This is a genomic window from Mesorhizobium waitakense (genome assembly GCF_056431085.1).
The window spans coordinates 64,726-85,000 of record NZ_JBWKME010000064.1 but is presented as its reverse complement, the minus strand read 5'-3'; the positions used below and the strand labels follow the sequence as shown (position 1 = coordinate 85,000).

Below are 20,275 nucleotides of genomic sequence, written 5' to 3'. Positions count from 1 at the left end.
CTGGGAATCTTTAGGACGACGGGGTGTCCGACCGGGGTTTCAGTCGGGACCAGGCGTCGAGAAAACGGAACCACGAGACCAGTGACATGACCGCTCCCATGCCCAGGACCGATTGCGAGGTGGCTGTGATCGGTGCCGGACCGTTTGGACTGGCCGTTGCTTCCGCCCTCAAGGCAGCGGGCATTGAAACGCTTGCCTTCGGTGGCGCGATGTCTTTCTGGCGCGACCACATGCCAAGAGGCATGAGGCTGCGCTCACCCTGGCACGCGACCTATATCGGCCACACGAAAGGTTCGCTCTCGCTTGATTCCTACGCAGCGGTCCTTGGAATCTCGCCGCGCGAACCGCTGCTGCTGGAAAACTTCGTCGACTATGGACTGTGGATACAGGCCCAGACGGTTCCTGATCTGGATACGCGCATGGTTGGCCGTATCGAGACGGCGAGGGGAGGATTTCGCCTCGCCCTTGCCGATGGTGATGCCGTCCAAGCGCGGCGTGTCGTCGTTGCCACTGGGCTGATGAATCAGCAGATGATCCCCGCCGTCTTCAATGGAATGCCCGCCGAACTGGTCAGCCATGCCAGCGAACATGCCGGCTACGAGGCCTTCCGCGGCAAGCGGGTCGCGGTCATCGGGCGCGGGCAGAGCGCCTGCGAATCCGCGGTGCTGCTCAAGCGTAGCGGGGCGGATGTCGAACTTGTCTGCCGTGGCGACATCCATTGGCTCGGGTATCGAACGCTGTCGGGAAACAAAAGCTGGAGTTTGCGCGACTTCGCTTCGGAGCGTCTTGCGTCTCCCTCCAGGGTCGGCCCCTTCCCACTGTCCTGGCTGGTCGAAGTTCCAGGCTTCGTGCACCGGTTTCCGGAGGCAACCAGAGACGGGCTCAACATCCGCAGTCTTGGGGCCGGCGCGTCAGGCTGGCTGAAGCCGGACTTCGATGGAATAAAGGTCAATGCTGGCAGCAGGATTGTCGGTGCTGCCGCCAAGGACCACGCCATCGAACTGCGGTTCGAGAAGGATGTCGCCACCTTCGATCACGTGCTGCTGGGAACTGGCTACCGGATCGATATCGCCAGGCTCGGGCTGTTCGCGCCCGATGTGCTTGCCGCGATTGCACGCCGGGAAGGGGCTCCGGTGCTCTCCGCAGGGTTCGAGTCGAGCATTCCAGGCTTGCATTTCGTCGGTGCGAGCGCCGTCGGCAGTTTTGGCCCGCTGATGCGGTTCACTGCCGGCACGCCATACGCCGCGCGCAACGTCACGCGTTTCGTCAAGGCCAGAAGCAAGAGCTACGCTCCGGCGCGAAACTGAAAGACCGCGTAGTCGATGGTTCGGATCGCATCGAGGAAGCCGAGCATCGGCGGCACGGGAAGTTCCATGAAAATGCCGGCCGCCCGGATTGCCGGCCTTGCCCAATCGATGGCGCGGTGGCTTGAGCTTCCGTAGACGATGAAACAGTTTCTCGGGCGCCGTTCGAGCGACGACACGAGATTTTTCAGCACGATGTCGAAAACGTCTTTGGAAAAAGGATTGTAGAAATAGACCACCAGGGGCGCATCGGGAAATTCGTAGGTCGCCGCGTCCGCCTCGACGACACTGAGCGCGCGGCATTTCTGCGACGGATTCCTGAAGCGCCTTATGTTGCTCCTGGCGATTTCGACCAGCTCGCGAGCGAACTCCACCCCGATGATCTCTGCAAACGGATAGCGCGACGCCAGCAACAGCGTCCGCGATTTTCCAGAGCCGATGTCGATGAATGTGCGGCCCTGGAGGTCCTGGGGCAGCGACTTCATGATGAAATCAAAGGTTTTCGGCGAGGTGCATACCGCTTCGTTGCCCTTGCTGCGATGCGGGCCGACGACATCGAGCGCAGCGAGCTGGATCGAACCGGCCGTATCGACATCGTGCCGGCGATCCCATTTTCGCGCGAGGCGGTCGGCGACGATATAGCGGACGTTCCGCAGGACAAAGCCAACGCTCGCGCCGATCCCATGCTGACGAACGAGCCTGACCGGCTCCAGCAAGCCTCGCTGGCGGATAAAGGACCAGGCCCTGCCAAAACGGCCAAACGAGCGGTCTTCGAGCCTATCCCGGTCGGCGCGACGCGTTTCGAGACTAACCATGCAACGGTCCCAGCCGATGAACATCCCTGGGATATCTGCGCCCCGGCCGTTTAAGATCCCCTGACCAACAACGCTACGAATGTCAGGACCGGTGGCCAATCAACGGGCTTAGGCGCCAGCGACTGGCGCTCCCGCCTGCGGGGGCCGCTTTCTGCGCCGGCCGCCGATCTCCCACCTTTTGTGGAACCACATCCACTGACCAGGGTCTTCGCGCACCCAGCGCTCGACCACGTCGTTGAGAAGCTGGGTGGTGGCACGGACGTCGACGATGCCGTCAGCGGTCCGCGGCAAGGTCAGCTTGTCCTCGATCTCGAGCCGGAAGCGGTTGCCCGGAAGCCTGACGCAGCGCGCCGGATAGACGTCGCAGTCGTAGTGACGGGCAAGGGTTCCCAGGACGCGATTGCTCTGGCAGGGGCGGCCGAAGAACGTCGTCTCCAGGCCGTTGGTGAATTTCTGGTCGACCAAGACACCGATGTTGCCGCCATTCTCCAAGACCCCGGCCAACGCAAACGAGGCGCCGGCCATCGATGGCAGCAGTGATCCCATCGTCGAGCGGCGCGTCGAGAGGATGTAGTCGGCGAGATAGGGATTGTTGGGCGGGCGAAACAGCGCCGTGATGTTCATGCCGAAGGTTGCGGCGGCCACCGGCAGCAATTCGAAATTGCCGAGATGGCCGGTGAAGACGATGTGCGGCTGCTTTTCGGCCGCGATCTCGATGAAGTGTTCTATCCCCTTGACCTCGACGCGTCCCGGACTGGTGGCGGCTGGATCGTAGTCGAACAGGGCGTCGAGAAAGATGTATTCGGCGGCCAGGCGGGCCATGTTGCCCCACATGTCGGAGGCGATGGCCTGGATCTCGGCTTCGCTCTTTTCCGGATAGGCCCTGCGCAGATTGTCGACGGCGACCTGATGGCGCCCGACCCGAGGGCCGACACGGCGTGCGACGCGGTCGGCGAAATTCAGCGCGCTGTCGGCCGGCAGCAGGCGCAGCGCCGAGATGACCATCATCGCCGCACGCGCCACCAGCCAGTAGTTGAACTGGCGCAACTGCCTGCCATAGCGAAATTTGAGATCCCGGCGAAACTTCTTGAGCACTGAGGTGAAGCTCTAGTCGACGCGCAGGATGATCTTGCCGAACACGTCGCGGCCTTCCATGCGCTTCAGCGCGGCATCGATATCGTCGAAGCCGACTTCGGTGTCGATGACCGGTGCGACCTGTCCCGTCGCCATTTTCTGCATGGCGTTGGCCATGTTCTCCATGCGGCAGCCGAAGGAGCCGAGCAGTTTCAACTGCTGCTGGAACAGCTGCATCAGGTTGATCTGCGTCGAGACGCCCGAGGTCGAGCCGCAGGTCACCAGGCGACCGCCGCGCTTCAGGCACAGCATCGAGGCGGCAAAAGTGTCGGCGCCGACATGTTCGAAAACGACGTCGACGCCCTTCTTCTTGGTCAGCTTGCGCACGACGCCTTCGAAACGGTCGTCGCGATAGTTGATGACATGGTCGGCGCCGAGCGCCCTGGCCTTGTCGATCTTGTCGTTCGAGCCGACTGTGGTGATGATCGTGCAGCCCATCCGCTTCGCCAGCTGGATGGCCGCCGAGCCGATGCCGGAGCCACCGGCATGGACAAGGATGGTCTCGCCTGGCTGCAGCCGGGCATTGTCGAACAGCATGTGCTCGACGGTACCGAAAGTCACGGGCGCCACTGCGGCACCGACATCGGTTACGCCGGGCGGGGCGGGGACCAGAAGGCGTGCCGGCAGGTTGATCTTCTCCTGCGCGAAGCCGTCGAGATGGAAGCCGTGAACCCCCGAAACATGTTCGCAGAGATTGTCGCGGCCTTCGCGGCAGGCACGGCAAAGGCCGCAGGTGCGCGCGCCGTAGATCGAAACCAACTGCCCGGGCAGCAGGCTGGAAACGCCGGGACCGACCGCCTCGACCTCGCCGGAGGCTTCCGCGCCGACGACCAACGGCAGCTTGCGCTTGGCGAAGGCCATGCCGCGCCAGCCCCAGACGTCGATGTGGTTCAGCGCCACCGCCTTGATGCGCAGCGTGACTTCGCCGAGTGCCGGCGGCGGGGGAGGCGGCAGGTCCACCGTTTCAAGACGGCGGTCCTCGATAAGTTGCAGTGCGCGCATGGAGCCTGTCGGTTCTGTTTGGCGGAAAAAGGTCGCTTAGACCGGTTCCCGCGCCATGACAAGGCAAGTGTTCTGGCCGCCGAAGCCGAAGGAGTTCGACAGAACGGTGCGAACCTCGGCATTGCGCTTCTTGTTCGGCACCACGTCGAGCACGATCGCGGGGTCGGGATTGTCGTAGTTGATGGTCGGCGGAATGACGCTTTCGCGCATCGTCATCAGCGAAAACGCAGCCTCGACAGCGCCTGCCGCCGACAGTGTGTGGCCGATCATCGACTTGTTCGAAGAGACCGGCATCGAGCCGATCCGCTCGCCGAACACCGTCGACAGCGACAGATGCTCCATCTTGTCGTTTTCCGGCGTCGAGGTGCCGTGGGCGTTGACGTAGTCGATCTCGTCTTCGCTCAGGCCGGCATCGGCAAGGGCGGCACGAACCGCCGCGATTGCCGGCGAACCGTCGGGCTTGGAGCGGGTGCGATGGAAGTCGTCGGCCTTTTCGCCACAGCCGCGCAGGATGCCGAGAACGGTGGCGCCGCGCGCCAGCGCGGCTTCCAGCGATTCCAACACGAGCGCGCCGGAACCCTCGGCCAGCACGAAGCCGTTGCGATCCTTGGAGAAAGGTTTTGATGCCTTTTCCGGGAAGTCGTTGTGGGTGGAGAGTGCCGACAGCAGCGAGAAACGGATCAGCGCCTCGGCGGTCGCCGAACCGTCGGCGCCGATCGACAGCGCGCGGTCGCATTCGCCGCGGCGGATCGCCTCGACACCGAGCTGAATGGCGGTGGCGCCGGAGGCACAAGCGGTCGACAGCGTGATCGGCAGGCCGCGTGTGCCGAAACGGTCGGCGAGACGGTCGGCGATCGAACCGAACTGGGTGGTCTCGAAAATGTCTGTTTCCTTCAGCCCGCGGGCCACCCGCAGCAGCCTTTCGGCGCCGGCATCCTGTTTGTCGGAATTGTAGAGCGAGAAGCGGTCGTGCCAGTCGAGTTCGACCGGTGGCGAAGCTAGGAAAAGAGGACCATCGAAATCACCGGAATCGAGACCGGATTCGGCCACGGCTTCACGGGCGGCGGTTTCGGCCAGTTCGTAGGTGAGGGGGCTGGCGCCCTTCGAGCTGGACGCCAGGAAGTCGACGGTGCCGGAGATGCGGGTGTTGAGATGGTCGACCGGAAAGCGGGTGATCGGGTGGATGCCCGACTTGCCCGAGGTCAGCGCCGCCCAATTGTCGGTCTTGCCGACGCCAAGCGAGGTCACCACGCCGATGCCGGTGACGGCGACGATCGGCCTGCCCATGTGATCGTTCAGATTGGCCATCCGGGAGCCCTCGACCTCTTAGTATCGTTGCAGCATGGATCGCACGGCACCGCCTCAGGCGGCGTTGACCAGCGCCATGCCCTCGAATTGGTGATAGCCGATCGCCGTTGCAAGGACGGTTGCCGGAACGCCTTCGAATGGCGTCTCGGCAGCGGCGTCAAAAACAGGATAGGCGGCCTTGCGGTCGACGGCGAGTGCCGCCAGCGCCACGGCAAACGGAAACTGTGCTTCCTTCATATGTCCGGTCAGCGTCGAGAAGCCGCGCGAAGCGATCGCCGGATTGGCATCGAGCGCTGCCTTTTCAGCGGTGGTCGCGGCATGCGCGCCCGACGCGCCCGACATCGCCAGCAGCTTGCCGTTCGGCAACGCCGCCTGGCTGAGCAGCGCGGCGATCTCGGCGTCGAGTTCGCCCCGCCGCCGCCTGGCGCGGCCGGAGACGACCGGCCCGAGCTCGGCATAGATTTTCCGGCCTCGGCTTGTCGCGTGTTCGCGCTGCTCCAGCACCAGGAAGGCACCACCGGAGCCTGACACCACGCCGCCGCCTTCAGCACCCTGTCTTTGCCAGACCGGTTTCCACGGCCCGCGATGCAGGTAGCCGGCAAGCTCGTAGCCGAGCAGCATGTCGGAATGTTCGGTCTGGAAGGCACCGCCGACCAGGATGTGCGTCGACTGGCCGGAGCGGATGCGTGCGGCGGCCGTCTCGACGGCGGCGACGCCCGCACCTTCCTCGCCCATGAAGGTGCGCGACGAGCCAGTCACCTTGTGGACGATGGAGATGTTGCCGGCGAGCAGATTGGAAAGCTGGGCCAGGAACAGGGTCGGCCGCAGTTCGGTGGTCAGCTTCTCGTTAAGCAGCACGTCGCGGTCGTTTCGGTTTTCCGAAGCGGCGAGAATGGCGGCGTCGACCGCTTCGTCACGTTCGCCGCCTCCGGCGGCCACAACCATGTCCATGGTCGTGCAGAGTTCGTCATTGCCCTTGATGCCGGCATCGTCCAGCGCCAGGCCGGCAGCATAGGTGCCGAGCCTCTGCCAGGTCTCCATCTGACGCTGGTCGCCGCGCTTGGCGATCTGCAGGTTCCAGTCGATCTCGGGCAGCGGATGGACGGTGTAGGGCGCGAAGCGCGCCGCTTCCAGCACCGGCTGCAGGCCCGGCTGGGCAAGCTTCTGCCAGTGGGCATCCGGACCCTCTCCCAGCGAGGAGACAAGGCCGATGCCAGTGATGACGACGTCGCGGGGGCTGCTCATGGGCGGCTTTGTGGGTCAGGCGGCAGAGCGCGTCAAGATCGCGCGCTCAACTGACGTCAGGCGGTCTTGGCGGCGACCAGCGCGTCGATCTTGGCGCACAGGTTCTTCATGACGAAGTAATCGTCGGTCGAGGCCTTGCCGTCATTGACCTCCTGGGTCCACTTTTCCAGCGGCACCTTGATGCCGAATTCCTTGTCGATGGCAAAGACGATGTCGAGGAAATCGAGGCTGTCGATGCCGAGATCGTCGATCGTGTGGCTCTCGGGCGTGATGGTGTCGATATCGATCTCGCTGGTGTCGGCAATGATCTTGGCGACTTTGTCGAACGTGGTGGACAAGGGCTTTTCCTTCGGTTGCGGGCGGAATCTGTCCGCATGTGTTTGGGCGCTGTCTAATCGGTTTTTTCCGGCAGGAAAAGGCCTGATACGCCGGGCGCAGATGGGTAGGGTGCCTAGGAAACGCAAGAAGGGCCGCCGGTTGACCCGGCGGCCCTTCCCTTTACGCAAGGTGAACTCAGCTGTCGCGGAGCTTGACCAGGTCGTTGAGCAGCCCGCCCGTTCCGTTATGGACGGTCAGCCGCTCGACCTTGCCGGCGATGGTTTCCAGAGCCTCGAGCTCCTTCAGCCGCAGCATCACCGGGTTCTCCGCCATCACCTTGGCCGTGTTGAGCAGCGAACGCGTGGCGTTCGTCTCCTCGCGGCGACGGATGATGTTGGCCTCTGCCTGCTTTTCAGCCGACACCACCTGGTTGAGGATCTCGCGCATCTCGCCCGGCAGGATGACATCCTTCAGGGCGATATCGCTGACCTCGACGCCGATCTCGGCCATGTCGGCGCGGACCTTGGCCGCCGCTTCCTCGTCGACCGTCATCTTCTTCTCAAGGATCTGGTCGAGCGTCAGCGCGCCAAGCGTCTTGCGGAAGGCGTACTGCAGGGCGCGGTAGAGGGCTTCGGAGAAGTCCTTCACAGCGCTCACCGCCTTGACCGGATCGGCGACCCGGTATTCGGCGGCGATGTTGACCCGGATCGTGACCCGATCCTTGGTCAGCACTTCCTGCCCGGCGACGTCCAGCGACTGGCGCTTGAGATCGACGACCTTGATCTGCACCATGCGTCCGACATTCCAGAAGCCATGCACGCCCGCCGTCAGCGTCCGCACGAGGACGCCGTCGATGAACAGCAGCCCAGCCTGGCCGTCGACGACCGGATGGACGGACATCAATTCCGTCTTCCGGGCCTGGCCGAGCCGGCGCATGACCGCCGCATCGATGGCGAGATCGGCCGATGTGTCGATCAGCGTCACCTTCCACGGACCGGCATCCGTCCACAGCACGAGCTTGCGATCCGGCGCCAGCACGGCATGCAGGTTGCCGTCACGTTCGATGACGGCGACGTCCGTGCGCCCGGTGCGAACGACGGTGAAATGACGCGCGGCCACATCCGGGAGCTTGTCGAACAACGCCTTCTCGTATGCCGAAACGAATTCCGGGTTCTTCAGATCGTGCCGGGACACTTCAAGGCGTCCGCGCCGGTTGGCGAGCCAATGTTCGCCCGGCAGCAGGACAGCCTTGATCTCACCCTTATAGAGGGTGAGGGCACGTTCATTTTCCCTAACGAGGACGCGCTCGCGTCCAAGAACCTTGTCGAGAATGGTCATTGTCTTACTCCTTGTCGGGCATGGCCCCATGCGAGGCGTCAAGTCATGCGTCGATCATTCCTTTCGTTTCTCATTTCACGTCGTCTCATAGTCCGGGCACGAATGATCCGGGGACTGGTGGCATCAATCCGTGGCGGGCCTTCGGGAGCGGATCGCGGGGCAGCGAAACGGGCGCCGGAGGCCGAAGCCTCCCTTGCCGGCGACGCTGCGCCTTGACCATCACCGCGGGCCTGGCCACGAGCCGATGGCGTCAAACCTTTCGATACGCCCTCCGCCCGAAGGCTTCGGCCGTCCGTCAGGTCTTCAGCATTCCAGTCCCCGGACCGTTTTCAGATAACACCTGGCAGGGTGCTGGCTTATCAGGCCAATGGAGAAGGAATCGAACCTTCGACAGTCAGATTAACAATCTGATGCTCTAACCAAACTGAGCTATCCGTGGTGCAGACAGCAGGACTCGAACCCGCGACCTCCGGACCCAAATCCGGCGCTCTACCGCTGAGCTATATCCGCGATCCCAATCCCCAAAGCGGCGCCGTATACAGGGCGGCAAAGCCGTCTGCACGGGCGGAGACGAAAGCTCCAACCGCTGTTCTCGCTTCGGTTCTCGTGACCGGGAGCGCGCCTATAGCCCCTGCGACGGGTTGTCGCAAGCGGCATTGTCGTGGTCAATTTGCGGCTTCTTTCAGTGGTGGCATTTCGGCAACACAAACGGCAGTCGCCGGCGTGCGCTTGCGTGTACCAATGTACCATGGTACAAATGACCATGGATATAGAGCGCGTGCAGACAGGGGTTCGCCTGGAAAAGCGGCTGGTGAAGGTCCTCAAGGCCTTGGCTGAACATCGCGACATGAGCCTCGGCGATCTCATTGAGGGCATCGTGCTGCATGCTTTCGAAGGGCAGACGCCGTTTTCGCCGTCGACACTCGAAACAATCAGCCAATTGAAGCGCATCTATGGGCTGGAGCTTGGCGCTGCGGACAGCCACCGTCTGACTGAACGGAAGGGCGAAGGCGGATGACGAGCCATCTTGAGCGTTGCCACAGCATCGTCCTTTGCGGTCCGGTCGATCGCGTCTTTCCGCTGTTCACGCCGATCGGCGAGACCTTGTGGGTGGAGGGCTGGGATCCGGAGTTTCTGCATCCGCAAGGCGGCGAAACGCAGCAAGGCATGGTCTTCCGGACCGCCCACGGTGATGAGACGACGCTCTGGGCCTGCACTGACTGGGATCCTGTCGGGCATCGTGTCCGCTATGTCAGGGTCACGCCGGATTCACGTTTCGGATTTGTCGAGGTGGCTTGCCATCCGGCGGCTGACGGCGGCACCGAGGCATCGATCGCCTACACGTTCACCGCCCTGAACGCGTCAGGCAGGTGGTATCTGCAGGCGCTGACGGAGGACGCGTTCGCGCGCATGATCGAGACGTGGAAAGTCCGCATCGATGCGTGGCTGCTCACCGACGCGTCAGTCGGTCATCGCCACGACTAGAAGGTGACCCGGCCGAGCACGCGCAGGCCATCGCCCTGCGGCTCGACGACCACGGCTTCGCCTTCGCGCGGCGAGACGCCGGTCAGCGCGACGATGTCTTCCAGATGGGTGACCATGACCAGATTGTCGGAACCGGAATAGGCGTGGATTTCCTTCATGATCGCCGCCAGCTGCGCCGTCTTTTGCGTCTCATCGCCCTTCAGGAGATCGAGCGGCGCGAAGAGCTCCGGTTCGGCCTCGAAAGCAATGCGCGCGGTGTCGAGGCAACGGCAATAGCGGCTGGACAGCACACGCTCGATGGGTGCCGCGCGGGCGGCAAACAAGGCGCCGATCTTGCTCGCCTGCTGCTTGCCGCGCGCCGACAGGTTGATCTGGGTGGCACAGCTGTCGATGTCGAAATTGGCCGGATCAGTGGTGCCGGTGACCATGGCATGGCGAAGCAGCACGACATGGCCGCCATCGCGCAACAGCGCCCAGCCGGCGTCCGTTGCGTTAGCCGCGGCCGGGATGGCGAACAGAAGCAAAGCCAGCACAAATCGAATCATAGGCTATCCTTCTCCGGTTCCCGGCATGGGCTCCGGTGACTGGACATATAGGGACGGTAAAGCCAGCCGAAAGACAAGGCGCGGTCGGACAGAGCCTACTTCTTCGCCAGCTGTTTCTTCACCAGGTCGATCTTCTGGTCGGTCAACGGGATGGGCATGGTGTAGCCGGCTTCGGTAAAGCCCTGCTTGGCGTTCTCGAAGAATTCGATCGCCTTTCGATATTCGGCCTTGCCGCCGCCATAGCTGGCGCGGTTCCAGTGGATGTCGCCGAGATTGTTCTGTTCGAAGGCCCACTGCATCGGCTGGCTTTTGCGGGTGAACACCTTCAACGTTGCCGTGAAGGCGGCCTCGGCATCGCCGAGATATTTATCGGTCCGCTGGAGATTGCCGAGGTTGAGCAGGCTCATGCCGATGCCGTTATGGGCATTGGCCCAGTCGACGGGTGCGGCTTCGACGGTCAACACTTCAAGTGCCGCCCGCCGCGCGGCGATGGACTCAAGCAGGGTCTTCGGGTCGGCGTTGCTCATGCTCAGCCAGTGCAGCGTCGAGCCAAGGCCGGCCTGGGCCAGCGCCCATTGCCGCGGGTTCGTCTCGCGCTAGTATTCGCGCAACGCATCGCGGTAGGCGGCGATCGCCTCGCCATAGTGTTCCGGCTTGTCGGTCACGCCGCCAAGCAGCTGCAGCGTGTTGCCGAGATTGTAGTGGCTCATTGCCCAGTCGAGCGGGAATTTCCGTCTGACATAGACCTGTCGGGCGGCTTGGAACGCCGCTGCCGACTGTTCGAGCCTGGCCGTGTCGCGGGTGCGCTGGCCAAGCGTCTGGTAGATCGAACCGAGATTGTTCTGCGCCGACGCCCAGTCCATCGGAAAACGCTGCCGGGTAAACACCGTCAGCGCATCTTCATAGGCCGTCGCAGCCTCCTCGAGCGCGCTGGTGCCCAAGTCGAAGCGGGCGACACCGCTCAGCGCGTTGCCGAGGTTGAGCCGGCTGGTGGCCCAGGAGACCGGGAAGGTTTCATGGGTTCGCACCTCGAGCGCGGCGCGGAAGGCGTCAGCCGCCGCGTTGATCTTTGCCTTGTCGTTGAGCTGGATGCCAAGCGACACAAGCGTATTGCCGAGATTGTTCTCGACCATCGCCCATTCCACAGGCGCCTTTTCGCGCGTGTATTCCTCAAGCGCCAGTCGGTAGGCCGCCTCCGCTTGCGTCAGATGCTCGCCGGCGGCCTCGCGCTCGGAAAGCGCATAGAGCGCTAGGCCGAGATTGTTCTGCGAAGCTGCCCAGTCGAGCGGCACCTTGTCGCGCGGGCGCTTCTCAAGGGTGGCGCGCAGTGCCGCCACCGCTTCATTCAGGCGCTTCGGGTCGCTCTCGCGTTCGCCGATCTTCAAGAGCACATTGGCCAGGTTGTTCTGCGCGGCAGCCCAGTTTAGATCGTCCTTCTCGCGCTCGAACACGATGAGCGAATCGCGAAAGATCTGCGCGGCCTCTTCGAGGCGCGTGGTTTCGGTCTCGCGCTCGCCGATGGTCTGCAGCACCACCGCCATGTTGTTGCGGGTGATCGCCCAGTCGCGATTCTGCTCGCCATTGGGGATGAAGTTCAGGATGAGGCGATAGGCCTCGATGGAATGCTGCAGCGCATCGAGATCGCCGGAGGCATAGCCATAAGCATTCAACGCCTCGGCTTCCTGGTTCTTGTAGTTCCAGCGCAGCTTGTCGTCCCATTTTTCGACCAGCGAAAACGCCTTAGCGTAGTCGCCGGCAGCGGACTTGTAGTCGAAGACCAGCGCCGAGGCATCGGCGCGCCTGACGTAGATCGCGGCATCGGCGAGGCGCTTCTGCTTGACGAGATCTTCTGCTTCATCGACCGCAGCGCCTGTCTGCTCGACCCGGCCGACCGCGTCATCGAGGAATTTGCGCGCCGTCACGATGGCGCCCTGGGCGATGGCCTCGTCGGCGGAAGCGACGAGGCGTTTGATCTCAGGATCGTCGGTGCGCAACGCCGCGCGCTCGGACATCATCTTCTTCAGGCGCTCGGCCTGGGCGTCGAGCACCTTTCGCAGATCCGTCGGATCCTCGGGGATTTTTTCCGTGCCGAGCGCCTTCAGCACGCCATAGAGCGCGTCGAGCGGCACGCCTCCCTGCAGCGAGGCCAGTTCCACCTGTGCCCGTTTCGGGTCGGGCAGGTCTGAAATGGCCAGCAGCAGCTGCCGCCGCTCGCCGGTGATCAACCCGTCGTCGCCGGTCGGTTCGGGTGGTGCAATGCCGAAATAGAGCAGGCGGCGCAGGCTCTCATTGACCCAGGGGCGCTGCTTGGCCTTGGTGCCGAGATAGACCTCCTCGGTCACCATACGCATGACCGAGCCGAACTCGGTGCCTTTCATCGCCGCGAGGTGGCGGAGCAGGGCGGCCGCGTAAGGGCTGTTTTCGCCAGCAGCGCCATCGAGCGCCGGGCGACCGGGTTCGGCGGCGAAGCCGACCACGGTGCCCAGGCTCTCGTCTGTCGCCGGCGCGTTGCCGAGGGCCTTGGCGCCACGCACCGGTTCCAACCCGCCGGCGCCAATCGGCGAGGCGGAGGCGGTCGGGGCGCGCCGCACCACTGCGTCCGCCGGAAACGGATTTGTGCGGCATGCATCGAGTAGCACGATCGTCACCGGCACGGTCTTCTTCAACGCATCCATGACGGCGGAAATCGGCACCAGGGCCGCGTCGGCGTCTTTCAGGGACGATATGTCGGCATCGACCGGCACCAGATAGTTCTCGCCGCCGGCCTCGATGCCATGACCGGAATAGTAAATGAAGGCGACATCCGCGTCTTCGGCATCCTCGGTGAATCGCTCCAGGTCGCGCTTCAGCTTGGCGGCGTCGCGGTCGGTGACGTTGCGGGCGTCGAAGCCGAGATCGGTCAGCATTTTGGCCATGTCGCGGGCGTCGTTGGCCGGGTTGGGGAGGGCGGCGATGTGTTCGTATTTCGACTGGCCGATGATCAGCGCCACGCCCTTGAGGCTTTTCGTTTCGGCGGCCTGAAGCGTGGTGGCAAACAGGCAAAGCAGCGTTGCGACGAAAGCTGTCAGCCACGCCTGCTGTACAAGATTGCGTTTTGAAATCACGGCAAAGGCCATTTGTCGTTCGCGCCCGCCCTGATGAACCAAACCCTCTATAACGCTGCCAGGCGACCTTGATCAAATTCAGGCGCGATTGCGCCGCGACCGTGGCTCGCCTATCACGGGAAAAATGTCTCCGCTTACCGAAACCGTCCTCTTCGTCTTCAGCCTTGTCGCGCTCGGCTATCTCGCCGGGTTCACAGGCTATCTCAGACCGGCGAGCGGCGAGGGGATATCCGATTTCGCGGTCAGCGTGGCGATGCCGCTGCTGTTGTTCCAGACCATGGTGAACGCCGATTTCCACGGCGTCGCGCCATGGTCCCTGTGGGGCGCCTATTTCGCGGCGGTAGCGATCACCTGGGCCGCCGGTCATCTCGTCACCACGCGGATCTTCGGACGGGATGCACGTGCCGGGGTCGTCGGCGGCGTGTCGTCGGCCTACTCCAACGTCGTGCTGCTCGGTGCCCCCTTCATTCTCGGCATATTCGGCCCGAGCGGCTTCGAAGTGCTGTCGCTGCTCGTCTCCGTGCATCTGCCAATCATGATGATGGCATCGATCGTCCTGTTCGAGATGTTCGGCCGGAGTGGCAGCGAGCCTATGCACCCCTTGCGCATCGTCCGCAGTTTCCTGCGTCGGCTGTTCATCAATCCGTTGATCATCGGCATTCTGGCTGGACTGGCGTGGCGCCTCAGCGGCGTGCCGCTGCCCGACCTTGCCATGCGACTGGTCGATGCGCTGGCCGATACGGCCGGGCCGGTTGCGCTGTTTGCCATGGGGCTCAGCCTGCGCCGCTTCGGCATTTCGGGGAATGTCCGTCCGGCGCTGGCGCTTTCGGTGCTGAAGCTGTTCCTGATGCCGGCGCTGGTTCTCGCCTTCGTCTGGCTGCTCGGCCTGCCGCCCTTGACGGCGAAGGTGGCGGTCGTGATCGCGGCGCTGCCATCCGGCATCAATTCCTATCTCATCGCCGTGCAGTTCAACACCGGCCAGGCGCTGGCATCGAACCAGATGACCATCGCCACGGCCTGCGCCGCCGTGACGACTGCTTTCTGGCTGACGGTGGTGCTCCACGTTTTCTGACAGGTTATGCTGATATTCAGATAATGCCGGCCTGCGATCTTCATGCCATATGTCGGCCTGCTCTCGCCTCGGGCTGGCCCAACCCCTATATGCCATGTAGCGATTGCTTGCGGGCCTTGCCCTAGGTAAAGAGCAGTGGCTCCGGCGTGCCGGCTTCAGTTCCATGGCGCACGCTCACCGAAGACTTCACAGACCGGCCCGTCAGTGCGCCGAACGGAGGATAGACCATGCTTCAGAAAACCAGCCATTTCATGCGGCAGGCCAATCTCATCAACGGCGAATGGGTGCAGGCCGACAGCGGCCAGACGGTCGACGTCAACAACCCGGCCACCGGTCTCAAGATCGGCACTGTGCCGAAGTCGGGCAAGGCCGAGACCCGCCGTGCCATCGAGGCCGCCGAAGCTGCCTTTAAGTCGTGGCGCAAGACGACCGCGCTCGAGCGCTCGAAGCTGCTGCGCAAGCTGCACGACGCGATGATGGACAATCAGGACGTGTTGGCCGAATTGCTCACCATCGAGCAGGGCAAGTCCCTGTTCGAGTCCAAGGGCGAGATCGGCTCGGCCGCTTCCTACATCCTGTGGTTCGCCGAGGAAGGCCGCCGCACCTATGGCGACGTCGTGCCCTCGCCATGGGCGGACCGCCGCATCCTGGTCACCAAGGAACCGGTTGGCGTCATCGCCGCCATCACGCCGTGGAATTTCCCGTCCTCGATGCTTGCCCGCAAGCTCGGCCCGGCGCTTGCCGCCGGCTGCACCGCGGTCGTCAAGCCGGCCTCGCAGACCCCGTACTCGGGCCTGGCCTGGGGCGCGCTCGCCGAGGAAGTCGGTTTCCCCAAGGGCGTCATCAACATCCTGACCGGTTCGGCCAGCGAGATCGGCGACGAGATCTGCGCCAATCCGCTGGTGTCGAAGATCACCTTCACCGGATCGACCGAGGTCGGCAAGCTTCTCATCCAGAAGTCCTCGGTCACCGTCAAGAAGGTGTCGATGGAGCTTGGCGGCAACGCGCCGTTCATCGTCTTCGACGACGCCGATCTCGAGCGTGCCGTTGCCGGCGCGATCACCGCCAAATACCGTAATTCCGGCCAGACCTGCGTCTGCACCAACCGCTTCCTGGTTCAGGCCGGCGTCTATGACAAGTTCGTCGAAAAGCTCGCTGCCGCAAGCAACGGGTTGAAGGTCGGTTCCGGCCTCGAGGACGGCGTGCAGCAGGGACCGCTGATCGACGAAAAGGCTGTCGAGAAGGTCGAGGAGCTGATTGCCGATGCGACTGCCAAGGGCGGCAAGATTGTCGCCGGGGGCAAGCGTCATGCGCTCGGCGGGTCGTTCTTCCAGCCGACGGTCATCGCCAATGCGACGCCCAAGATGCGCTTCATGAAGGAAGAGATCTTTGGCCCGGTCGCACCGGTGTTCAAGTTCGAGACCGAAGAGGAAGCCATCGCGCTCGCCAACGACACCGAATTCGGCCTCGCCTGCTATTTCTACACCGGCGATCTCGGCCGCGCCTTCCGCGTCATGGAAGGTCTGAAATACGGTATGGTCGGCGTCAATGAAGGCCTCATCACCACGCCCGAGGCGCCGTTCGGCGGCGTCAAGGAATCCGGCCTCGGCAAGGAAGGCGGACATCAGGGCATCGAGGACTACCTCGACACCAAATATGTCTGCATCGGTGGCCTCGGCCTCTGATAGACTAGCTCTGTGCGGGCAGGTCTGTGACCTGCCCGCTTGAGTCGAGAAAACCAGCCGAAATTCTCTGAATCAACTGGCTTTTGCGGGCATGGCGAATGAAGGACGGTGAGGTTTTCGGCACGACGCAGGCAGGCGAGCCGGTGCGTCGCTTCGCGATCAGGGGTGGCGGTCTCACCGCCAACATCATCGGGCTCGGCGCAATCATCCAGGATTTGCGCCTCACCGGACACGATGCGCCGCTGGTGCTCGGCTACAACAATCTGGAGGCCTATGAGACCGACACTGCCTTCTTCGGCGCCGTCGTCGGCCGCTATGCCAATCGCATCCGGGACGGCCGCTTCACCATCGCCGGCCAGCGCTACCAGGCCGAACGCAATTTCCTCGACAAGCACACGCTGCATGGCGGCTCGCAAGGCTATTTCCACCGGCCGTGGACGGTTTCGCTGCATGGCAGGGATTTCGTCACGCTGACGCTGCATGATCCCGACGGCACGATGGGCTTTCCCGGCGCGCTCGACGTCACCTGCACCTACCGGCTGAAGATCCCCGGCACGCTCAGCGTCGAACTCACCGCGACCTGTGAGGAGCCGACGCTGTGCAACCTCACCCAGCATTCCTATTTCAACCTGGATGATGGTGGCGCCGGCGACATTCTCGACCACAGGATGATGCTGAATGCCGGCGCCTATCTGCCCGTCGATGGCGACATGATCCCGACCGGCGTGGTCAAGCCGGTCGACGGCACGCCCTTCGATTTCCGCCAGGCGCGGCCGCTACGCATGGAGACCGAGGGCGAACAGCTGCCCTATGACCAGAATTTCTGCCTCGCCCCGACGCGGGGGCCGCTCAAACAGGCGGCTTGGACGCAAGGGGCGAGTTCCGGTGTCGAGATGGAGGTGTGGACCACGGAGCCCGGCGTCCAGCTCTACACCGGCCAGTACGTGACGCCGCGCAAGGGGTTGGAAGGGCGAGACTACAAGGCCTTCTGCGGGTTCTGCCTGGAGCCGCAGGTCTGGCCGGATGCGCCGAACCGGCCGTATTTCCCGCAGGCGACGCTGTGGCCGGGTGCGATCTACCATCACGTCACCGAATACCGCTTCCGGCTGCCCTAAGGTCTGTTGATATTCAGGTCAGGCCGAGTCGAAAGCGGTTCGTAGAACCTCGAACGGGGCCAAGGCGCCGCGCACCTGTACTACGGCTGCGGCGACGCGGTGCGCGCGCAATACGGCATCCACCGGGGCGTGACCGGCGAGGCGAGCGGCCAGATAGGCGCCATTGAAGGAATCGCCCGCGCCGGTTGTGTCGACGGGGGCGGCGACATGGATCGCCGGCACGTCGTGCGATGTTCCGTTGTCGGCAATCAGTGCCGGCGCCTCGCCGTTCTTGACGACAACTTCGCTGACCACTTGCCCAAGCCGGGCGGCGGTCGCATGCGGCGTTGCATCGCCGAACAGCATCTGCTCATCGGGAAAGGTCGGCAAGGCGATGTCGGTGACGGCAAGCGCTTCGGCAATCGCTGCCTGCGCATCCTCGCGCCGGCGCCAGAGCCGCGGCCGGTAGTTGGGGTCGAAGGCGACAGTCGAGCCTGCGGCGCGCGCCCTGGCCACGGCCGCCAGCAGCGTAGCCCGCGCGGTATCGTCCAGAATTGCCAAAGTGATTCCGCTGAAGTAGACAAGCGCCTGATTTTCCAGGTTTTTCGACAATGTCGCCGGATCGGAGGCGAGCTGCCGGGCGGCGGCGTCGGCGCGCCAGTAGGTAAAGGAACGCTCGGCGCCGGTCAGCGTGATCGCGTAGAGACCGGGCCGCGCCCCGGCTATGACCGGGCTGGAACCGATGCCGATGCCGTTTTCAGCGAAGAAAGCGATCTGGCCTTGTGAGAAGGGATCGTCACCAAAGGCTGAGACATAGGTTGCTGGCCGCTCAGTGCTCAACGCGTGCAGTGCCCACAGCGTGTTGAACGTGTCGCCGGCAAAACCCATGCGCCAGTTCGGGCCGGTCTGGCCCGAGAGTTCGAGCATGCATTCGCCGATCGAGGCGACGCCGTTTCCCGCCATCTACAATCCTCCAGTGATCCCGGTGCTGTAGCTTTTTGCCACGGGCAGCGCCATGCTTGGCAAGCAGGGTTTTTTCCGCCACAGCGTTTTCCCACAGGCTGGCGGGATGCGATCCGTCCGGCAAAACGTTGTCTGCAGAAGAGGAACCGGTTTGGCATCGTTATGGCGTTATCTTCTGGCGGGTCTTGGTCTGGCTGCCTTGCTGGTCGGCATTCTCGCGGTCGTCTATCTGACGGCGCCGCGATCGGTGCAGCCTGCCGATCCGGATGTCTCGCGGACGAAGAACACCGACAACGGGCTTTTCGTGGCAAGTTTTTTGCCGGAGCGGGGCGTCGTGCGGCAAGGCGAACTGGAATCCTGGCTGCTGACCCTGAAGACAAAAGCCGGCACGCCGGTGGAGGGGGCCGCGATCGCGATTTCCGGCGGCATGCCGCAGCACAATCACGGCCTGCCGACCAGCCCGCAAGCGACCGACTATCTCGGCGACGGGCGCTATCGGATCGAAGGGGTGAAATTCACGATGAGTGGCTGGTGGCAACTGCACTTCGCCATCTCGGCTACGGCCGGCTCCGACACGGTGCTGTTCAACGTGGTGCTGTGAGCGACCGATGAGGCACTTTCCGCGTTTTCTGGCGCTGTTGGCGGCCATCGTCCTCGCCGGTTGCGGCAAGCCGGATTTCTCCGACGCCGAGAAGAAGACCGTCGCATCGCTGGCACTGTCAACGCTGACGTCGCTGAAGCCCGACTCCACCAACCGCTTTGCCGATGTGCCGGCGGCCGCCGCACTCGGCTCGACGCTGTTCTTCGATCAGGGGATGAGCCGCGACGGCACGGTCTCCTGCTCGACCTGCCACAAGATCGACCGCCAGTTCCAGGACGACCTGCCGCAAGCGGTCGGCGTCGGCCACACCAACCGGCGCACCATGCCGCTGGCGGGCGTGGCGCGCGATCCCTGGTTCTTCTGGGATGGCCGCCGCGACAGCCTGTGGGCGCAGGCGCTGACGCCGCTCGAAAATCCGCTGGAGCAGGCGGGAAACCGTACCGCCTATGCGCATTACATGAAGACGCGATTCGGCGAACGCTATGAGCGCATCTTTGGACCGCTGCCCGATTTTTCCGGCATGCCGTTGAATGCAAGCCCACTCGGAACCGATGCCGAGAAGGCCGCCTGGAACGCGATGAGTGATACGCAGCGCAACGCGATCAACGGCGTCTTTGCCAATATAGGCAAGGCGATCGCCGCCTTCGAACGGTCGATCGAGCCGGCGCCGACGCGCTTCGACCGCTTTGCGCTGGATCTCGCCACCGGCGCCGAGGCCAAAGGCGATGCCGCCTTTTCCCAAGAGGAAATCCTCGGGCTGAAACTGTTCATCGGCAAGGCCAATTGCGTGACATGTCACAATGGGCCGCGCTTCACCGACAACAGTTTTCACAACACTGGCGTGCCGCCTGTCGCGGATCTGCCGCCCGACCGCGGGCGCATCGATGCGGTACGCCAAGTCGAGGCCGACCCGTTCAACTGCCTGGGCGCCTACCGTGATGGCGACGCCAGTGCCTGCGGCGAACTGCGCTTCATGGTCAAGGATGGGCCGCAGCTGATCCGGGCCTACAAGACGCCGTCGCTGCGCGGTGCCGCCACGCGTCCACCCTATATGCATGCCGGGCAGTTTTCGTCGCTCGACGAGGTGGTCGCGCACTACGCAAAGGCTGCGCCCAGCGTTGAAGGGACATCCGAAATCCATCCGCTGGAACTGTCGGATCGCGAACGTGCGGCGCTGCTGGCCTTCCTGAAGACGCTGGCGGAGTGAGGCTCGGCTTACCAGCGATGAGGGCAGTTAGCCCGCTGTTCTCAAGTCACCCAAG

The 20,275-nt window shown here is 63.6% G+C and carries 19 protein-coding genes and 2 tRNA genes; 8 read left to right on the top strand and 13 right to left on the bottom strand.

What is annotated here, in order from left to right:
* Positions 1 to 86: 86 nt before the first annotated feature.
* On the top strand, positions 87 to 1,307 hold the full coding sequence (locus tag AC07FD_RS15665; protein WP_478350564.1) for an NAD(P)-binding domain-containing protein: 1,221 nt from the start codon (positions 87 to 89) through the stop codon (positions 1,305 to 1,307).
* Here the strand turns inward: AC07FD_RS15665 and AC07FD_RS15660 are convergent.
* The 9 genes from AC07FD_RS15660 to AC07FD_RS15620 all read right to left on the bottom strand — a co-directional run bounded on the left by AC07FD_RS15660 (position 1,286) and on the right by AC07FD_RS15620 (position 8,974).
* Positions 1,286 to 2,119: a class I SAM-dependent methyltransferase gene (locus tag AC07FD_RS15660; RefSeq protein ID WP_478350563.1), complete on the bottom strand. Its 834-nt coding sequence runs from the start codon at positions 2,117 to 2,119 to the stop codon at positions 1,286 to 1,288. The two genes, AC07FD_RS15665 and AC07FD_RS15660, sit on opposite strands and share 22 nt — an antisense overlap.
* A 108-nt stretch (positions 2,120 to 2,227) precedes the next feature.
* Positions 2,228 to 3,214 carry a lipid A biosynthesis lauroyl acyltransferase gene (locus tag AC07FD_RS15655; protein ID WP_478350562.1) on the bottom strand — a complete coding sequence of 329 codons (987 nt, stop codon included), beginning with the start codon at positions 3,212 to 3,214 and terminating at the stop codon, positions 2,228 to 2,230.
* A gap of 12 nt (positions 3,215 to 3,226) precedes the next feature.
* Positions 3,227 to 4,255 carry a zinc-binding dehydrogenase gene (locus AC07FD_RS15650; RefSeq protein ID WP_478350561.1) on the bottom strand — a complete coding sequence of 343 codons (1,029 nt, stop codon included), beginning with the start codon at positions 4,253 to 4,255 and terminating at the stop codon, positions 3,227 to 3,229.
* Between the two features lie 36 nt (positions 4,256 to 4,291).
* Complete coding sequence (locus tag AC07FD_RS15645) at positions 4,292 to 5,563, bottom strand: beta-ketoacyl-ACP synthase (protein ID WP_478350560.1); 1,272 nt, start codon at positions 5,561 to 5,563, stop codon at positions 4,292 to 4,294.
* Between the two features lie 54 nt (positions 5,564 to 5,617).
* Entirely contained in the window at positions 5,618 to 6,808 is a 1,191-nt protein-coding gene (locus AC07FD_RS15640) for a beta-ketoacyl-ACP synthase (protein WP_478350559.1), read from the bottom strand.
* 56 nt (positions 6,809 to 6,864) lie between these two features.
* Positions 6,865 to 7,146: an acyl carrier protein gene (locus AC07FD_RS15635; protein ID WP_010909964.1), complete on the bottom strand. Its 282-nt coding sequence runs from the start codon at positions 7,144 to 7,146 to the stop codon at positions 6,865 to 6,867.
* 175 nt (positions 7,147 to 7,321) lie between these two features.
* The gene (locus AC07FD_RS15630; RefSeq protein WP_478350558.1) at positions 7,322 to 8,464 is read right to left on the bottom strand and encodes a slipin family protein; all 1,143 of its coding nucleotides are present in this window, start codon (positions 8,462 to 8,464) and stop codon (positions 7,322 to 7,324) included.
* 364 nt (positions 8,465 to 8,828) lie between these two features.
* Positions 8,829 to 8,898: transfer RNA gene (locus AC07FD_RS15625), tRNA-Asn, on the bottom strand.
* Between the two features lie 2 nt (positions 8,899 to 8,900).
* A tRNA-OTHER gene (locus AC07FD_RS15620) sits at positions 8,901 to 8,974 on the bottom strand.
* Between the two features lie 268 nt (positions 8,975 to 9,242).
* On the opposite strand from AC07FD_RS15620, the gene AC07FD_RS15615 reads away from it, so the two are divergent.
* Both AC07FD_RS15615 and AC07FD_RS15610 read left to right on the top strand, forming a co-directional pair.
* Complete coding sequence (locus tag AC07FD_RS15615; RefSeq protein ID WP_478350557.1) at positions 9,243 to 9,482, top strand: hypothetical protein; 240 nt, start codon at positions 9,243 to 9,245, stop codon at positions 9,480 to 9,482.
* On the top strand, positions 9,479 to 9,949 hold the full coding sequence (locus AC07FD_RS15610; protein ID WP_478350556.1) for an SRPBCC family protein: 471 nt from the start codon (positions 9,479 to 9,481) through the stop codon (positions 9,947 to 9,949). The genes AC07FD_RS15615 and AC07FD_RS15610 overlap by 4 nt, the downstream gene beginning before the upstream one ends.
* Here the strand turns inward: AC07FD_RS15610 and AC07FD_RS15605 are convergent.
* The 3 genes from AC07FD_RS15605 to AC07FD_RS15595 form a co-directional block, all read right to left on the bottom strand.
* Positions 9,946 to 10,494: a histidine phosphatase family protein gene (locus AC07FD_RS15605; RefSeq protein WP_478350555.1), complete on the bottom strand. Its 549-nt coding sequence runs from the start codon at positions 10,492 to 10,494 to the stop codon at positions 9,946 to 9,948. The genes AC07FD_RS15610 and AC07FD_RS15605 overlap by 4 nt on opposite strands.
* A 95-nt stretch (positions 10,495 to 10,589) precedes the next feature.
* Positions 10,590 to 11,021 carry a hypothetical protein gene (locus AC07FD_RS15600; RefSeq protein ID WP_478350554.1) on the bottom strand — a complete coding sequence of 144 codons (432 nt, stop codon included), beginning with the start codon at positions 11,019 to 11,021 and terminating at the stop codon, positions 10,590 to 10,592.
* A gap of 69 nt (positions 11,022 to 11,090) precedes the next feature.
* Positions 11,091 to 13,610, bottom strand: a complete 2,520-nt coding sequence (locus tag AC07FD_RS15595; protein WP_478350553.1) for a caspase family protein — start codon at positions 13,608 to 13,610, stop codon at positions 11,091 to 11,093.
* Between the two features lie 112 nt (positions 13,611 to 13,722).
* Here AC07FD_RS15595 and AC07FD_RS15590 point away from each other — a divergent pair, with 112 nt between their 5' ends.
* The 3 genes from AC07FD_RS15590 to AC07FD_RS15580 all read left to right on the top strand — a co-directional run bounded on the left by AC07FD_RS15590 (position 13,723) and on the right by AC07FD_RS15580 (position 17,470).
* Positions 13,723 to 14,670 (top strand): AEC family transporter, encoded by a 948-nt coding sequence (locus tag AC07FD_RS15590; protein WP_478350552.1) that lies wholly within the window; start codon positions 13,723 to 13,725, stop codon positions 14,668 to 14,670.
* A gap of 227 nt (positions 14,671 to 14,897) precedes the next feature.
* A complete protein-coding gene (locus AC07FD_RS15585) occupies positions 14,898 to 16,355 on the top strand; it encodes an NAD-dependent succinate-semialdehyde dehydrogenase (protein WP_095087470.1) in 1,458 nt (485 codons plus the stop codon).
* Between the two features lie 98 nt (positions 16,356 to 16,453).
* Positions 16,454 to 17,470, top strand: a complete 1,017-nt coding sequence (locus AC07FD_RS15580) for an aldose epimerase family protein (protein WP_478350551.1) — start codon at positions 16,454 to 16,456, stop codon at positions 17,468 to 17,470.
* Between the two features lie 18 nt (positions 17,471 to 17,488).
* On the opposite strand, the gene AC07FD_RS15575 is transcribed toward AC07FD_RS15580, so the two are convergent.
* A complete protein-coding gene (locus AC07FD_RS15575) occupies positions 17,489 to 18,412 on the bottom strand; it encodes a sugar kinase (RefSeq protein ID WP_478350550.1) in 924 nt (307 codons plus the stop codon).
* A 151-nt stretch (positions 18,413 to 18,563) separates the two neighbouring features.
* Between AC07FD_RS15575 and AC07FD_RS15570 the strand changes: the two genes are divergently transcribed.
* Positions 18,564 to 19,013, top strand: a complete 450-nt coding sequence (locus AC07FD_RS15570) for a FixH family protein (protein ID WP_478350572.1) — start codon at positions 18,564 to 18,566, stop codon at positions 19,011 to 19,013.
* 7 nt (positions 19,014 to 19,020) lie between these two features.
* Positions 19,021 to 20,220, top strand: coding sequence for a cytochrome-c peroxidase (locus tag AC07FD_RS15565; RefSeq protein WP_478350549.1), 1,200 nt, complete (start codon positions 19,021 to 19,023; stop codon positions 20,218 to 20,220).
* Positions 20,221 to 20,275: the final 55 nt, after the last annotated feature.

What these genes read in the sequence shown, in the direction of transcription:
- AC07FD_RS15665 (WP_478350564.1), top strand. Translation starts at nt 87, where the DNA reads ATGACCGCTCCCATGCCCAGGACCGATTGCGAGGTGGCTGTGATCGGT.
- AC07FD_RS15660 (WP_478350563.1), bottom strand. Translation starts at nt 2,119, where the DNA reads ATGGTTAGTCTCGAAACGCGTCGCGCCGACCGGGATAGGCTCGAAGAC.
- AC07FD_RS15650 (WP_478350561.1), bottom strand. Translation starts at nt 4,255, where the DNA reads ATGCGCGCACTGCAACTTATCGAGGACCGCCGTCTTGAAACGGTGGAC.
- AC07FD_RS15645 (WP_478350560.1), bottom strand. Translation starts at nt 5,563, where the DNA reads ATGGCCAATCTGAACGATCACATGGGCAGGCCGATCGTCGCCGTCACC.
- AC07FD_RS15640 (WP_478350559.1), bottom strand. Translation starts at nt 6,808, where the DNA reads ATGAGCAGCCCCCGCGACGTCGTCATCACTGGCATCGGCCTTGTCTCC.
- AC07FD_RS15630 (WP_478350558.1), bottom strand. Translation starts at nt 8,464, where the DNA reads ATGACCATTCTCGACAAGGTTCTTGGACGCGAGCGCGTCCTCGTTAGG.
- AC07FD_RS15610 (WP_478350556.1), top strand. Translation starts at nt 9,479, where the DNA reads ATGACGAGCCATCTTGAGCGTTGCCACAGCATCGTCCTTTGCGGTCCG.
- AC07FD_RS15605 (WP_478350555.1), bottom strand. Translation starts at nt 10,494, where the DNA reads ATGATTCGATTTGTGCTGGCTTTGCTTCTGTTCGCCATCCCGGCCGCG.
- AC07FD_RS15600 (WP_478350554.1), bottom strand. Translation starts at nt 11,021, where the DNA reads ATGAGCAACGCCGACCCGAAGACCCTGCTTGAGTCCATCGCCGCGCGG.
- AC07FD_RS15595 (WP_478350553.1), bottom strand. Translation starts at nt 13,610, where the DNA reads ATGGCCTTTGCCGTGATTTCAAAACGCAATCTTGTACAGCAGGCGTGG.
- AC07FD_RS15590 (WP_478350552.1), top strand. Translation starts at nt 13,723, where the DNA reads ATGTCTCCGCTTACCGAAACCGTCCTCTTCGTCTTCAGCCTTGTCGCG.
- AC07FD_RS15585 (WP_095087470.1), top strand. Translation starts at nt 14,898, where the DNA reads ATGCTTCAGAAAACCAGCCATTTCATGCGGCAGGCCAATCTCATCAAC.
- AC07FD_RS15580 (WP_478350551.1), top strand. Translation starts at nt 16,454, where the DNA reads ATGAAGGACGGTGAGGTTTTCGGCACGACGCAGGCAGGCGAGCCGGTG.
- AC07FD_RS15575 (WP_478350550.1), bottom strand. Translation starts at nt 18,412, where the DNA reads ATGGCGGGAAACGGCGTCGCCTCGATCGGCGAATGCATGCTCGAACTC.
- AC07FD_RS15565 (WP_478350549.1), top strand. Translation starts at nt 19,021, where the DNA reads ATGAGGCACTTTCCGCGTTTTCTGGCGCTGTTGGCGGCCATCGTCCTC.